Annotated in this window: 8 protein-coding genes and 1 other RNA gene; 5 read left to right on the top strand and 4 right to left on the bottom strand. The window is 32.7% G+C overall.

The annotated features are described in order from the left end of the window. Positions 1-234 precede the first annotated feature (234 nt). The gene (locus tag E1J38_RS12990; RefSeq protein ID WP_133357272.1) at positions 235-417 is read right to left on the bottom strand and encodes a hypothetical protein; all 183 of its coding nucleotides are present in this window, start codon (positions 415-417) and stop codon (positions 235-237) included. Positions 418-695: 278 nt separating this feature from the next. Between E1J38_RS12990 and E1J38_RS12985 the strand changes: the two genes are divergently transcribed. Beyond that, a complete protein-coding gene (locus E1J38_RS12985) occupies positions 696-1,454 on the top strand; it encodes a peptidase associated/transthyretin-like domain-containing protein (protein WP_133357271.1) in 759 nt (252 codons plus the stop codon). Between the two features lie 338 nt (positions 1,455-1,792). Here E1J38_RS12985 and ssrA read toward each other — a convergent pair. Continuing rightward, positions 1,793-2,188: a transfer-messenger RNA gene (ssrA, locus tag E1J38_RS12980) on the bottom strand. Between the two features lie 427 nt (positions 2,189-2,615). On the opposite strand from ssrA, the gene E1J38_RS12975 reads away from it, so the two are divergent. Continuing rightward, complete coding sequence (locus E1J38_RS12975) at positions 2,616-3,362, top strand: slipin family protein (protein ID WP_133357270.1); 747 nt, start codon at positions 2,616-2,618, stop codon at positions 3,360-3,362. 36 nt (positions 3,363-3,398) lie between these two features. Beyond that, the gene (locus E1J38_RS12970; RefSeq protein WP_133357269.1) at positions 3,399-3,776 is read left to right on the top strand and encodes a DUF1801 domain-containing protein; all 378 of its coding nucleotides are present in this window, start codon (positions 3,399-3,401) and stop codon (positions 3,774-3,776) included. On the opposite strand, the gene kdsA is transcribed toward E1J38_RS12970, so the two are convergent. Continuing rightward, positions 3,773-4,594 (bottom strand): 3-deoxy-8-phosphooctulonate synthase, encoded by an 822-nt coding sequence (gene kdsA, locus E1J38_RS12965; protein ID WP_133357268.1) that lies wholly within the window; start codon positions 4,592-4,594, stop codon positions 3,773-3,775. The genes E1J38_RS12970 and kdsA overlap by 4 nt on opposite strands. A gap of 227 nt (positions 4,595-4,821) precedes the next feature. On the opposite strand from kdsA, the gene typA reads away from it, so the two are divergent. Together typA and E1J38_RS12950 are read left to right on the top strand one after the other, a co-directional pair. Further along, positions 4,822-6,621 carry a translational GTPase TypA gene (gene typA / locus E1J38_RS12960; protein ID WP_133357267.1) on the top strand — a complete coding sequence of 600 codons (1,800 nt, stop codon included), beginning with the start codon at positions 4,822-4,824 and terminating at the stop codon, positions 6,619-6,621. A gap of 401 nt (positions 6,622-7,022) precedes the next feature. After that, positions 7,023-8,324: an O-antigen translocase gene (locus tag E1J38_RS12950; RefSeq protein WP_133357266.1), complete on the top strand. Its 1,302-nt coding sequence runs from the start codon at positions 7,023-7,025 to the stop codon at positions 8,322-8,324. Between the two features lie 9 nt (positions 8,325-8,333). Here E1J38_RS12950 and E1J38_RS12945 read toward each other — a convergent pair whose 3' ends face one another. Further along, positions 8,334-14,858 carry an alpha-2-macroglobulin family protein gene (locus tag E1J38_RS12945; RefSeq protein ID WP_133357265.1) on the bottom strand — a complete coding sequence of 2,175 codons (6,525 nt, stop codon included), beginning with the start codon at positions 14,856-14,858 and terminating at the stop codon, positions 8,334-8,336. Positions 14,859-14,990: the final 132 nt, after the last annotated feature.

Here is a 14,990-nt window from a genome sequence, read left to right as displayed (position 1 = left end):
AAAAACCTTGCTCGTATTCAGATACAACCAAACGTTTGAAGTTCTCACTGTAATTTCTTGGGGGCTCTTGCTTTTTTCTTAACTGCCTTTTGTTTCCCATAGTTCTAAATGTTATGGTCAACTTTTTTCAGGACGAGACAAGCAATTAAAAAGCCCTTGTGAGACTACAAGGGCTTTTTTCGAGCTTTATGTTAGAGTCGGCCATAAAACCTAAGCAGATACCTGCTTAATTTTCTATTTAACATCAATTACCTTTTTAAATCTAGGAACGGCAAACTTTAATTCAAAATAATCATCAAGCTCTTTAGCGTTCATTACTGGTAATAAACCACCTTCAAAGAAATCTTGCTCAAAGCCATTATTAAACCCTATTAAACTTCCATAATCATTTAATTTTAGTGTAAAAAAATTGTTCAAAGGCTATAAAAAGTCATGTCTCCCCTGGCTCAAAAAGTACGCTTTCTTCCGTTGCGTTTTATCAATGAAGTCATGATACAATTTTTTGGGTTAAACAAAATTTCACCAAAAAAAATATGTCATTAATTAGAGATATCCAATGATTTTTATCATATTATATACTGATTTTTAAATACTTATCCTTTATGTTAAATGTTTTATAAAGGCGCTGTTAAATACTCTTAATTATACTGTTTGAAATTATGTATATTTTAAATTGCTGAAGCTAATCAATTAACATGAAACATCTACTCATCGTTTTATTTTTCATTCCAACAGTTTCATTGTCTCAAAGTATTAACGGAAAAATATATGATGAAGATTCTACGGTAAAAGGTGCCTTAATTATTAATTTAACTCAAAATGACACTACCTACTCAGATCTTAAAGGTAACTTCAAAATAAAAGCAATTGTCAATGATTCAATAATGTTTAAATCATTATTCCATCATGATAAAAAAGTAAAAGTTAACACTTCATTTTTTAAAGAAATAATTGTTTTCGAATTGAATAAAAGCGTTAATGAATTGAATGAAGTTTTACTATCTGATAAAAAAGATAAACCTTTTGAGGTTGTTGAGTACAGCAATAATTTAGGATTAGCTATTGCTGAAGATATTAAAAGAAATCCGCATTTATATATGCCCAAAGCATCCTATTCAGGAGGTATAAATTTTATAGAATTAGCTAAACTTATTGGTATTAATAAACTCTTTAAAAAGAAGAAATCACCTAAAAAATATATAGAATACCATCAACTAGACTCATTATTTTCTAACAGTGAGTTATTTACCGACTCCTTATTATATCAAGATCTTAAAATACCCAAAAACAACAAATGCCTATTCTTTGAATATTGCGAGGAACTGGGCATAAACTGTGAACTACTAGCTGTTAAAGAAAATTTAGTGCTTCTTGATTACTTTTATAAGTTAAGTAAGGATTTCTTATTGTTCATTAAAGAGGAAGATACCTTTATTAGTCCTAACAATAAATAGTAGTGATTAGATAATAATTCATTATTTCAAAAGTTATATTATGTTAAACAAGAAAAGATTCGATACAAGGTATTTAATAAGTTTAACATGTATTGATTTAAATAAATTAATGAGACATATTATTATATTTTGATGACTCGGATAAGGATTTACTAGTATCATTATTAGTAGATGAGGTTAACTAATTATCCCTAACTAATATTGCAATTGGTTCTTATGATGAGGGTAGTTTTAGAAATGAATTAATAGCGGAAATATTCTTATTTGAGGTAATCAGCATTATCGAGAATTACACTTAAAAATTAAACCCAGTAAAAACAATGCTTACTGGGTTTTTTAAGTGGAGTCGCCGAGATTCGAACTCGGGTCCAAACAAGTAATTAAAGGGCTTTCTACACGTTTAGTTTTTATTTGGTTTTCGACAATAAGCCGGCTAAAAACTACCTACTTATTGCTTAGCTTTTAAATCTCGAAAAGGTATCAAAGCATTACCTAATCTTAGTTTATTTTTACGATGCCTCTAATAAGAACGCCATAAACCAAGGCTTTCAAGAGACATTTAGCTTGTACACCTTGTGTACCTGGGCTTGAACTTACTATAATTCAGTTATTAAGCAGCTAAAGCGTAATTATTTTCGCCGTTTAAAGTTTGATTTAGCCTTTAAGGTGTTTCAAAATCATTACACCACGTGCTTACCGTTTAATTAATCTCGCTGTCAAAACCAGTCGACCCCTTAAACAATAATTATGGCGTTCCCCTATCGGGTCAGGCTTTCAGCAGTCGCTCTTTGCAAGTAGCTCCAATAGATGCTTCAATCCTTAACGCAGTTGGCAAAGGTATCAAAAACTTTGTAAATTATTTTAAATACAAAAGATATACGGCAAATATTATTCCGAAGTATAATTTCACCAATCCATTTCATAAGTTGTCAGGATTTTAAATCCAAAAAAGCTGCCATTAATAAAGTACCAAATAAAAAGGTAAATAAACAAGCTTGGGTATGTTAATAGGGATTGAAAACAATTATAAAAAATATAAACAAAAATTAAAATAGAGTTTTGTAATATATCATTAATCACTGTTTGATATCCTTTCATTTTCCACGAAAATTCAGTACCTTATAGAGTTACTTAATTAGTGTTAACTTAAAAGAATGAATTATGAATCCTCCATTAGTATTTACAATTTTTGTTATCGTATTCTTACTTTCAGGGATACGGGTAGTATTTGAGTATAAGCGCGCTTTGAAGTTCAGATTTGGAAAGTATATTAAAACTTTACAACCTGGATTTAGATGGGTTATTCCAATTATTGAGACCATTCAGGTTGTTGATATTCGTGTTATTACCATAAATGTTGTTTCGCAAGAAGTTATGACTGAAGATAATGTACCTTGTAGTATTGATGGTGTAGTGTTTTTTAAGATTGAAGATCCTGAAAAGGCAGTTTTAGAAGTAGAAGAATATGCCTTTGCAATAACTCAATTGTCACAAGCAGCGTTGCGAGATGTTTGTGGAAAGGTTGAGTTAGATACTATTTTATCTAAACGTGAGGAAATGGGTAAGAATATCAAGAATATTGTTGAAATTGAAACTAAGGAATGGGGTATTAATATTATTGATGTAAAAATTAAGGACATTCAGTTACCAGAAAATATGAAACGAATGATGGCCAATCAAGCTGAGGCAGAGCGTTCTAGACGTGCACGCATTATTTTAGCTTTAGCTGAAGAACAAGCAGCCGGTAAGCTATTAGAGGCTGGGAAATTAATAGATCAATCACCATCAGCAATAAAACTTAGGCTATATCAAACATTATCCAATATAGCCGCTGAGAAAAACTCTACTATTTTATTCCCGTTTCCAGAAGAGGTATTACCAAAAAAAACTAATGAAGCAGTAAATTAAACACTCATTTATTAAATTTGAACAAAATGGTAGTTTTTGAAACCAGTAGACGCATATTTTCTTAACCAAAAAGAACCGTATCAATCCATCATGTTGTATGTTAGGAGTGTTATTTTAAACACACTACCTGAGGTTGTTGAACGCTATAGTTATAACATTCCGTTTTACAATATAGGCAAGAAACCTATGCTATACCTCAATGTTTTAAAAGGAAAGGATTTTGTTGATGTAGCTTTTGTTCATGGGGTACTACTGGAAAAAGATTTTCCTATTTTAAAGAATAATAATAACAGAAAACAGGTACGTTCTATTCAATTAAAATCTATTGAAGGTTTAGATCAAGAAAACTTTGAAGCGTTATTGCGTGCCGCTGCTGAAAGTGCTAGAAATATTAAAAAGGCTTGGTTTATTTAAATTAAGTTATTAACGGTCTTTCTAATAGCCACTAAATTAGTTAACAGTTTTTCTAAATTATCTAAATGTAACATATTAGCCCCATCACTTTTAGCGTTGGCAGGGTCAAAATGCGTTTCAATAAATAAACCATCAACATTATTAACTATACCAGCTCTAGCAATAGTTTCAATCATATCAGGTCTACCACCTGTAACTCCTACAGTTTGGTTTGGTTGTTGTAACGAATGGGTAACATCTAAAACGGTAGGCGCATATTGTTGCATGGTGGGGATGCCCCGAAAATCTACAATCATATCTTGATAACCAAACATAGTACCCCTATCGGTTACCCATACTTTATCACTACCAGAATCTTTTACTTTTTGAACCGCATGCTTCATAGCCTCCGGACTCATAAATTGCCCTTTTTTTAAATTTACTACTTTACCAGTTTTAGCAGCAGCAACTACTAAATCAGTTTGACGGACTAAAAATGCTGGAATCTGCAAGACATCAACATATTGAGCAGCCAAAGTAGCATCAGGAATTTCATGAATGTCAGTTACCGTAGGCACGTTAAAAGTGTCAGACACCTTTTTTAGTATCTTTAACGCTTTTTCATCGCCTATGCCAGTAAAACTGTCAATTCTACTTCGGTTAGCCTTTTTAAAACTACCTTTAAAAACGTAAGGTACCTCTAATTTATTGGTGATAGAAACCACTTTCTCTGCTATTCTAAGCGCCATGTCTTCTCCTTCAATGGCACAGGGTCCGCACAGTAAAAAGAAATTATTAGAATTGGTATGTTGTAACTTTGGGATGTCTTGAAGTTTCATAAACTTGTTAGATGAATTAGTGAACAAAGATAGTACTTATACTGTATATTTTGATTGGAGTTTAATGATTTAGCCATTTGCATTAGCGATAGGAATGGCATCCTTTTGCTTTAGCAAAAGATATAGTGAATAGCGCGCCTTTTTTTTAAAAAAAGAATGCCCAAAATATTATATTATTTATCCGTTAATAATGAGTAACTTTGCACGCTTAAATTAAGGAGTTGGGTATGAATACTATTAAAAATATTGCCATTATTGCACACGTAGACCACGGAAAGACGACCTTGGTTGATAAAATCATGTATCATTGTCAGTTGTTTCGTGAGAACGAAAATACGGGTGATTTAATTCTTGATAATAACGATTTAGAACGGGAACGTGGTATTACCATCACCTCAAAAAATGTTTCGGTTACTTATAAGAACACCAAAATTAATATCATAGATACGCCTGGTCACGCCGATTTTGGAGGTGAAGTGGAACGTGTTTTAAATATGGCCGATGGTGTTTTATTACTTGTTGATGCCTTTGAAGGGCCTATGCCTCAAACCCGTTTTGTATTGCAAAAGGCTATTGATTTAGGATTAAAACCTTGTGTAGTAGTAAATAAAGTAGATAAAGAGAATTGTACACCAGATGAGGTTCATGAAAAGGTGTTTGACTTAATGTTTGAGCTAGGAGCAGAGGAGTGGCAGTTAGATTTTCCAACGGTTTACGGATCTGCAAAAAACAATTGGATGAGTGAGGATTGGCAAAATCCAACAGATAGTATAGAACCTTTGTTAGAGATGGTTATAGAGCATATTCCTTCTCCAAAAATTCAAACAGGAACTACGCAAATGCTTATAACCTCATTAGACTTTTCATCGTTTACAGGAAGAATTGCTATTGGGCGTTTAACTAGAGGCGAACTTAAAGTGAATCAGAATATTTCTCTAGTAAAAAGAGATGGCTCTGTTGTGAAATCCAGAATTAAAGAATTGCACGTTTTTGAAGGCTTGGGTAGAAAGAAAGTAGATGAGGTACAAACGGGTGATATTTGTGCTATTGTTGGGTTAGAAAGTTTTGAAATTGGTGATACCGTTGCCGATTTTGAATCTCCTGAAGGTTTAAAAACAATTGCAATAGATGAACCCACCATGAGTATGCTGTTTACTATTAACGACTCACCTTTCTTTGGGAAAGACGGTAAATATGTTACTTCTCGCCATGTTAAAGAACGTTTAACCAAAGAGCTTGAAAAAAACTTGGCTTTAAGAGTAGAAGAAACTAATAGTGCCGATAAATTTATGGTTTTTGGGCGTGGTGTTTTGCACCTTTCGGTTTTAATTGAAACTATGCGTAGAGAAGGTTATGAGTTGCAAATTGGTCAGCCACAGGTAATTATAAAAGAGATTGATGGTGTTAAATGTGAACCTGTTGAGGAAATGACTATTGATTTGCCAGAAGAAGTGTCTGGTAAAGCTATAGAAATGGTTACCATGCGAAAAGGTGAAATGTTGAGTATGGAAGCTAAAGGTGATAGAATGGTATGTGAGTTTGTAATTCCATCAAGAGGTATTATTGGGTTACGAAACCAATTGTTAACGGCAACTGCTGGTGAAGCTATTATGGCTCATAGATTTAAAGAATACCAGCCTATAAAAGGTGGGATTCCAGAACGTCAGAACGGTAGTTTGGTTTCTATGGAAAATGGTACAGCCATTCCTTATTCTATTGATAAATTACAAGAACGCGGTAAGTTTTTTATAGACCCGGGAGAAGATATTTATGAAGGTCAGGTTATTGGTGAAAACTCACGTGGTGATGATATGGTTGTAAATGTAACAAAAACCAAAAAATTAACCAATGTGCGTTCTGCTGGTGCCGATGATAAAGCTCGAATTGTACCAGCTATTAAATTCTCATTAGAAGAAGCTTTAGAATATATTCAAAAAGATGAATATGTTGAGGTAACACCTAATCATTTAAGACTTAGAAAAATTTTATTGAAAGAGGTAGATCGCAAAAGAAATAAAGCCATTTAGTGGTGTTTTTTGGTGCTTCCTTAACAGATTGGGTGGGTTATCTTGCTATGGCTACAGTGCTATTATCATTTTTAATGAAGTCTGTTACAAAGTTGAGGTTTGTAAATGCCCTAGGGTGCATATTCTTTATTGTTTACGGTTTTTTATTGTTACCCATCTCCAAGCCAATTATAATTACCAATGTTGCCATATTCGGTATTAATATTTATTATTTGCTGAAGAAGGCAAAATAAGGTTATTGTAATATACTTAAATTATTAACCCCATAATGTTAATTTAAAAGTATATTGATTTTGTATATTTGATTCTGCAAGGAAATAATTTTTGGTGTTGTATTTTCATTATGGCATTGTAATCATTTTAATTTCATAGAATTAATTTTTTAAAGGCTTACACATTAATTGAAAAGATTAATAGATTATATTAATAAGAAGGTTTTAATTAAGGTTACTTCGTTACAAATAGCCTCAGTGGTTACTAGAATTATTGCTGGTCTATTAACATCAAAAGCCATTGCCGTATTTATAGGCGCTGAAGGTTTAGCATTAATTGGAAATTTACGAAACTTAGTCAGTTCACTTCATTCAATAGCCATTTTAGGGTTTTACAAAGGAGTAGTTAAATATATATCTGATTTTAAAGAGAATTTGACGGAGCTTAGTAAAACAATCTCAACAGTTTTTTACATTGGTTTTGTTGCAACAACAGTGTTATCTGTATTATGTTATTTCAACGCTGAGTTTATTAACGATTTTGTGTTTCCTTCCTACAACAATTACGCTTACATCATCAGAATATTTGCTATTGTACTTCCTTTTTATGCACTAAACATGTTTTCATTTTCTATAATGAATGGTTTTTCAAAGTATAAGATATTAATTGTTATAAATATCATAGGGCAGATATTAAGTGTTTCTGTAGCTTTACTTTTAATTTATCAAGAAGAATTGAGAGGAGCTTTAATTTCGGTTGTTATTGCTGAATCTCTCATATTTTTGATAACACTGGTTGGAATTGTCAATAGAAGAAGTTTAATACCATTAATAAGGACACAAAACGTAAATCTAAACGTTTTCAAAAAAATGAGCTCTTATTCTCTTATGGCCTTGTTCCCTACAGTGGTTCTTCCATTGATAACCATTGTCATTAGAAATCATATTATTGAAAATATTGGTTATAAAGATGCTGGATATTGGGAGGCTATGACAAGGGTTTCAAACTATTATTTAATGCTTGTTACGTCATTGATGGCGTTGTATATTTTGCCTAGGTTTTCTGAAATAGATAACAAGGAGGAATTTAAAAAAGAAGTATTTAGTATTTATAAAACGGTTATGCCGAAGTTAGCATTAGGGCTCCTTATTATCTACCTTTTAAGACCATTTATTGTCACGGTAGTTTTTTCTAGGGAATTTGAACCTGTTGAGGAACTGTTCTTATGGCAACTATTAGGTGATTTGGTTAAAGTATTATCCTTGGTGATTGCTTATCAGTTTCTGGCAAAAAAAATGTTTTGGCATTACATTTTAACAGAAGCATTTTTAGTATTAGCAATTTATTTTACTAGCATTAATTTTTTAAATACCTTTAACAATGTTCAAGGTGCTGTTCTTGCCCATTTTGTGAGTTACGCGTTATACTTTGCGATTATATTAATAATTTTCAGAAGATCACTTTTTGTAACTCACAAGGTTAAAACCTAATCTCATTATTTATTTTTGAACATGTAATTTAACACCTTCACTATGACTACTAAACTCTGGGGCATACATGCTTTGAATGGTGATAATGCCATTACTCATATTACCAGCATTGTTAACACGTAAGTCATATTCAAATACATAAACACCTTTGGGTAAATAGTCAAAAAAGAAATTTGTACTAGCATCTTTTGTGCTTTCATAATACCCTAAACCATTTTGCCATTTGTATTTAGATAGCACATTTACAGGTTCAAGTCCAGATGCTCTCATATCTTTCATATGCACAAATTCCATAGCCCTGTCGCTTCTTAATTCAATACGAACTCTAACCAAGTCGCCTAACTCAAGATTTGTTTCCGAAGTTATTTCATTAATTTCTTCTCCAGTATCAGTGTTTCTTTTTATGAATAATTTTTTCTTTAATTGAATAGGAGTTTCGGCTGAGGTAATCTTGTCTAAATCCTCAAAATATTGCCAATATAGGCCTCCCCAAGCAATACCATCACCTTTTTTGGTAAGTTTTACTTCTGCCATCTCTGGTTTAATTTCAGATGTATTCCAAGACGTTTTAAAATAACCTGTTCCAGCTTCAATTTTTACATTATCAAGATTTGAAGGTTCTATTTTTTCATTCCCCACAGTAACATCAACCATATCACTTACCGATAACCAATCACTACCTTGAAGCAATAAAGCATAAACGGCTTCTGTGGTTGCTTTAGTTGTTTTCCATTTGTTAGTTTGCTTGTTTTTAAGCAACCAAATTTTAAGATTGTCAATAGTTTCAGAATCCTTTTCTATTTCTGCAAAAGCTTCAATAAGTAGTGCTTGAGTTTCAATAGGTGCCTGATACCAGTACCATGAGTTGGTGTTTTCTTTCCAATACATTCCTAATTCTTCATTTGTAATACTGCTCTCCTTTAATGATTTTAAAATTTTAGAAGCTGTTTTAGCGTCATCATTTCTATGACATACTAAAGCCATCATGCCTTTGGCATAGAGCGAGCGTTTTAACCAATATTGTTGAATTTGAGCTAAATAATACTTGCTAATATCTTCAACTTCCTGAGACTTTTCAATCTCTGGGAAGAAACTTCGCATGTATAAATAATGCAATTGCATGTAGCTTAAATGGTCTTTACTCAAATCTCTTTTAGTATCATATTTTCTAAGGTCTTCATATTCCTTTATAAATTGTTCATCTAAATAGTTTAGAGCTCTTTTTGTTAAGTATTCTTGAGTGCCATTTTGAGAGACATTCAAATGCTTTAAATGGCCAAATCCAGTTACAATATGTTGTGTAATCCATCTATTTTCATAACCACCGTTAAACCAAGCCCAAGCCCCTGATGATAGTTGATTATTATCAAGTTTGTCTAGTGCCAATTGTAATTCATTATTCATTTTGTTCAAATCGAATAATAATGCTATACGTTTCTTTTGTTCAGTTTCGCTTTGCGCATCTTGTAACCAAGGAGTCTCTTGAATGATGATAGATTTTAATTCTTGGTTTTTTTCAAGATTACTAATTAGAGCATCTTGAGAATTCCATTGATTAAATACCTCTTGAATTCGTGGATTTGAATTCACTATATGGTTTGCCAAGGCATTGGCGTAATATCTAGAAAACGTTTGCTCATTACATTGATACGGATATTCCATTAAGTAGGGTAGTGCTTGAACCGCATACCATGCTGGATTGGAAGTTATCTCTACAGTTAGTTTGTGATGTTTCAATGTAGTTGAGGACACATTTCTCAATTTATCTAAAGTGAATGTTCGGGTTTCATTACTTTTAATCCACATAGGTAAAGTCTCTGTAACTAACATACGATTTGATAGTACTGGAAGTACATTTTGTTCGCCATCACTAAAGTCTGCGGTTTTTGCAATCACTTTATATTGAATAGCTTGAATACCATCTGGGATTGATAAATCCCATGATACGTTAATATTTCCATTGGCGTTCATTGAAAATGTTTTGATGTTTGAAATATTTCCAAGAACACTATCTATTTTTTTTCCCGTTAGAGCATCGGTTAAGACTAATAGTGCCTGTCCATTTAATTGTTTGTCTGTAAGGTTTGCAACCTTAGTACTGATGATAATTTGGTCGCCTTCTCTTAAAAAACGTGGTGCGTTTGGGATGACCATCAACTCTTTTTGAGTGACCGTTTTTAAAGTAGTGGTAGCACTTTCTAAATTCTTAGTATGCACCAATAATTGAAGTTTCCATTGGGTTAGAGCTTCGGGTGTGGTGAAACTAAAACTTACGTTACCATTTTCATCGGTTTTTAAATGGGGAAAGAAAAAAGCGGTTTCTTTTAAATTTTTTCTAACCTGTACCTGTGTTAAGGCATTCAACCCGCTTTTTGTGGTAATAAGAATAACACCGTTAGCACCTCTTGCGCCATAAATGGCGGTGGCCGATGCATCTTTTAAAACATCAATAGATTGAATATCCGCCATGTAGGTATCAAAATCTCCTTCCACTATTTTTCCATCTACAATGACCAAAGGTTTTTTAGAATCATTCCATGATGCTTGACCACGGATATAAATTTGCTTATCGTCTGCCTCAATAAAACCACTACCTTGTATAGCAGTTACACCAGGAATGGCACCTTGTAAACTGTCACTTTTGACAGAAGAAACAGCACCAACAACACTTTCCTTTTTCACTGTACCATAACCCACTACCACAACTTCATCTAACTGTGCACTGTCTTCAAATAAAGAAATATTCAATCGCTTTCTGTCAACAGTTATTATTTGTGTTTCAAAGCCAATATAGTTAATAACAAGTTCATTATTGTTGCTAGCTTTAATTGTAAAGTTTCCATCAAAGTCTGTAGTGGTACCATTGGTTGTGCCTTTTACCATAACAGTAGCACCTGGTAGAGGCAGCCCATCTTTGTCTCTAATAGTTCCTGAGATAAAGCCTTCTTTTACGTTATCATGAAATTCCTTTGATCTTTTAACTCGTATGTTTTTGATATAGTTGTCATATTGCCATTTGTTAAACCGCATAGAAAAGCCAAACCAATTAAATTGGTCGTAGTATTGTGTTGTATAGCTAGGTCTGTAGTTATTTGCATTATGAATGGTAAAACCTTTGGTGCCAAAGCTTTGATTACTATTAATTCTGTATGGAGAATAATAAGTTCTTTTACTAATTGGGCTAAAATCCCACACGTGTGGTTTAAATTGGTCTAAAGAGGCATCGTACATACTTGCTAGAAGTTCAGCACTAACTTTATCGCCTTTAGGCCCTTTAATATTGAAACTCCAAGTTTCATCAGTACCTGGTTGCAAACGGTCTCTAAAGGTTTTGGTCTCAATAGTTAATTCTGTTTCTGGATATGGAACAGCAATGGCGTGAGTTCCAGAAAGGAAACTATTAAATACTGATGCGCTGTAATGAACCACAAAGCCTCCAACGTCCTTATTGGTTACGGGAATGCTAATCACTCTTTTATTGTTATTAAGCTGAATAATTTCTGTTTGAATAATTTTTTTATCCTTTTCAACAGTAACCGTAACCGAAATATTTTTTGCAGCAGAAGCTATGGTCACATAGGCCGTTTCACCAACCTCATAAGTTGATTTGTTTGAACTAATACTAAAGATTTGTTTGTCTGCTAAAGTTTTATCATCGTCACTAAAAAGGGATATTTTGGCTTGGTCTCTTACCAATTGCCCAAATTTATCTTTACTTTCTAAAACAATAACATATTGACCAGATAACCACTTCTTAATCTTACCTAGTTCTAATGTTTTAGATATTTTAGTGTCAAAAGATTTTTCAAAAACAACGCTGCCTTTTTTCCAATTTTCAGGTTTGTCTTCATTTGTGTAGGCATCATGAGGAAAAAGGTTTTTAAATGCTTCCTCAGAAAATTCTTGATAATCTGGTGCTGGCCATAAACGTTTTCTCAAAACGCGGTTTGGAGCCTTTAATTTGTATATTTTAATGATACCTGTTGCAGGTGCAAACTCACCATTTAAGTTTTTGGTGTTAATGGTTATTTGATGTTTTTTTATGGTTTTATCTAGTTTTTCATCAATATCTATATGAGCGTTAAGTGCATGATACCCCACATTAATTACAGTTGTTGCACTCCGGGTTTCCCCGTTAATATCGGTAACGTCAGCAGTCACTTCATATTTAAAAATGGGTAAACTGTTTTTATCAATGCTTTGGTCTGGTAGGGCTTTAAATATGATTTCAAATTCTCCTTTATCATTGGTTGTAGTTTCTCCATGAGTTATTTCTTGAGGTTCACTATTATATTGAGGATAATACCATAAATACCATTTAGGATATTGTACCTTTCTGTGTACTCTATAAACTACTTTCGCATTTGAGATGTTACTGCCAGCATATGCCAAGGCTGTTCCTGTAGCAGTAATAGAGTCATTTATTTTAAAGGTTTCTGTAACAGGTTTAAATTTTGTTTCAAACTTGGGGCGTTTGTATTCTTCAACAGAGAAACTGTGTTCCATGTCGATATCAATTTTATCAGAATCAGACCATAACTCAATGTAATATTTTCCGTTTAGACCATTGTTAGGTAAAATGAATTCTCCTGAGATAGACCCAAATTCATTGGTTGTAAGTTCAAGTTCTGCTAAGTCTTCATCATTAGAATCATATACATCAACGTAAAATAGTTCGTTTGGAATAACTTTAGACATCCCTTTTTTGGTTTGCATTACAATGGCCTTAAAATATACCGTTTGCCCCGGGCGATAAATACTTCTATCAGTAAAAATGAAGGCTTGGTAATGCGTTTCAATGTCATCGGGTTCTTGTCGATTTCCCATCCAGTAGTTTCCAAAATAAGCAATTTCATTTTGGGCCTTTACTTTTAAGGCAATATTTCTGTAATAGGTTTCATCTTTTGGAATTGTAACATTTCCATTACTATCAGAAGTTTCAATTCTTATTTTTCTCGTATTAGAATATCTAATGTTGTAAGATATCTCAACCGAGGCATTAACTATGGGAGCCCCATTATTTCTATTAATTAATTGAAAAATTTGATGGGTGTCATTTTCAATATCAGCTAAGGCTATATTGGTTACTTGAATGAGTGTAGTGGCATAAAAATCTTCCTCCTTTTCTGCTGTGGTAGCTACAATAAGGTATCTACCATTGTTTAGTTTCGGTATTAATACTTCAGTGGTGTGAGTATGGTAATCGTTTTCATTTCTTAGTTTACCCTCCCATGTTTTACTAACGTCCAAGGTGCTAATTAACTTCCACTTTTCTTCTTTCTGATAGGTTTTATTGAATTTTTCAAATTGTCTTTCATTTAATTTGAAAGCCTTAAACATAAGCGTGTCTAAATTTTTATACCGCACTAAAACCCTTGCATGTTTTTGAGTGGGTAAAAAGTTTTCTGCGGTAATGTTTAGCGACTTTTGTTTAATTTGCTCCTTTAAAATCTTGCATTTTTCTGCGCCTTTGCTTTCTGGAAATTTTTTAATGACTTTCTGGCATAATTCTATGGACTCTTTAGCTTTCCAACGAAATTCCTTTTTAGTATTTGGGTTGTAATTTTTGCTTTCTTGGTAGAGCATGGAAGCAATTTCAAAATCATAAAGCGCCGAAACTTCATGTGTTTTATAATGGTCACTTTCCGTTTTATAGGCTTTTAATAATATATCATCTGCTTCATTAAAAGTGGCATGTTGGTTTACAAACCTTAAACGTTCAATGTTAACATTCACCAAAGATTCGGGAGACTGGTCTTTTAAATGAAATTGAATTAAGTCTTGATAGATTTTTAAAGCATGTAATTGTAAGGATGTTGTGTCTTTAGATTCAAAGTTTAAGGTAGAAAACGTTTGTGAATCTCCTAAATATTCTGGGTTGTCAATTTCAAATTTATACGCTGGTTTTGTAATGTGGGTCTCATTGGTTTCATAAAACTCAAGGGCGTTGTGGTTTAAGAAATCAAACAAGGAGGGTCTGTAAGTTTTAGAATCTTTTTGGGTGTTTAAAATAGCGTCATATTTTTCTAAAAATTCAAGCTGAAGCATGAGACCATTTTGTAATGAATTTTGAAACCGTACATGAATTTCATTAAACAGGGTCTCCAAATCCCAAGTTCTAAAATCAACGGGGTCAACTTTATTAGTTGTTTTGGTCCTGTTATAAATTTTCCACCTATTTTGTTGAAAATATTGCCAATACAATTGCGCTAGTATATTCTCTAATATGTTTTTGGTTGGGAAGGCACTTTTTTCAATTTCATTTTTAAAGTTATTTATAATATTAAGTTGAGCCTCCTCCTCTATAACCAAAGCAAATTTGCTTTTAAAAATCATAGCCTTTATTAATTGTGGCTCATTATGTTCTATTTTTGCTTTAACCAAAATATCCTCAACTATTTTTAAGGCAGACTTAGGTAAGCCCTCAATTTCATGTTGCTCTACAGTCTGCCATAAATCTTTATAATCTTGATTTTGGGTATAACAGAAATTTATAAATAATGTAAAAAATAAAACCAGTAGTGTGTTTTTCATCAGATTATTATGTAAAAGTTTACATCCAAAATACTTTCAAAAGCTATACCACAAAAATCAAAATGAGTAAAATGGTATGATGATTGAGTGAAGTTACTCATTTTTAAAGATATTTGTAATGTTTAACTTTGC

It is taken from the genome of Seonamhaeicola sediminis (genome assembly GCF_004358095.2).
Taxonomy (GTDB): Bacteria; Bacteroidota; Bacteroidia; order Flavobacteriales; family Flavobacteriaceae; genus Seonamhaeicola; species Seonamhaeicola sediminis.
The sequence above is the reverse complement of the archived record's forward strand: the minus strand, read 5'-3'. Positions and strand labels throughout refer to the sequence as shown.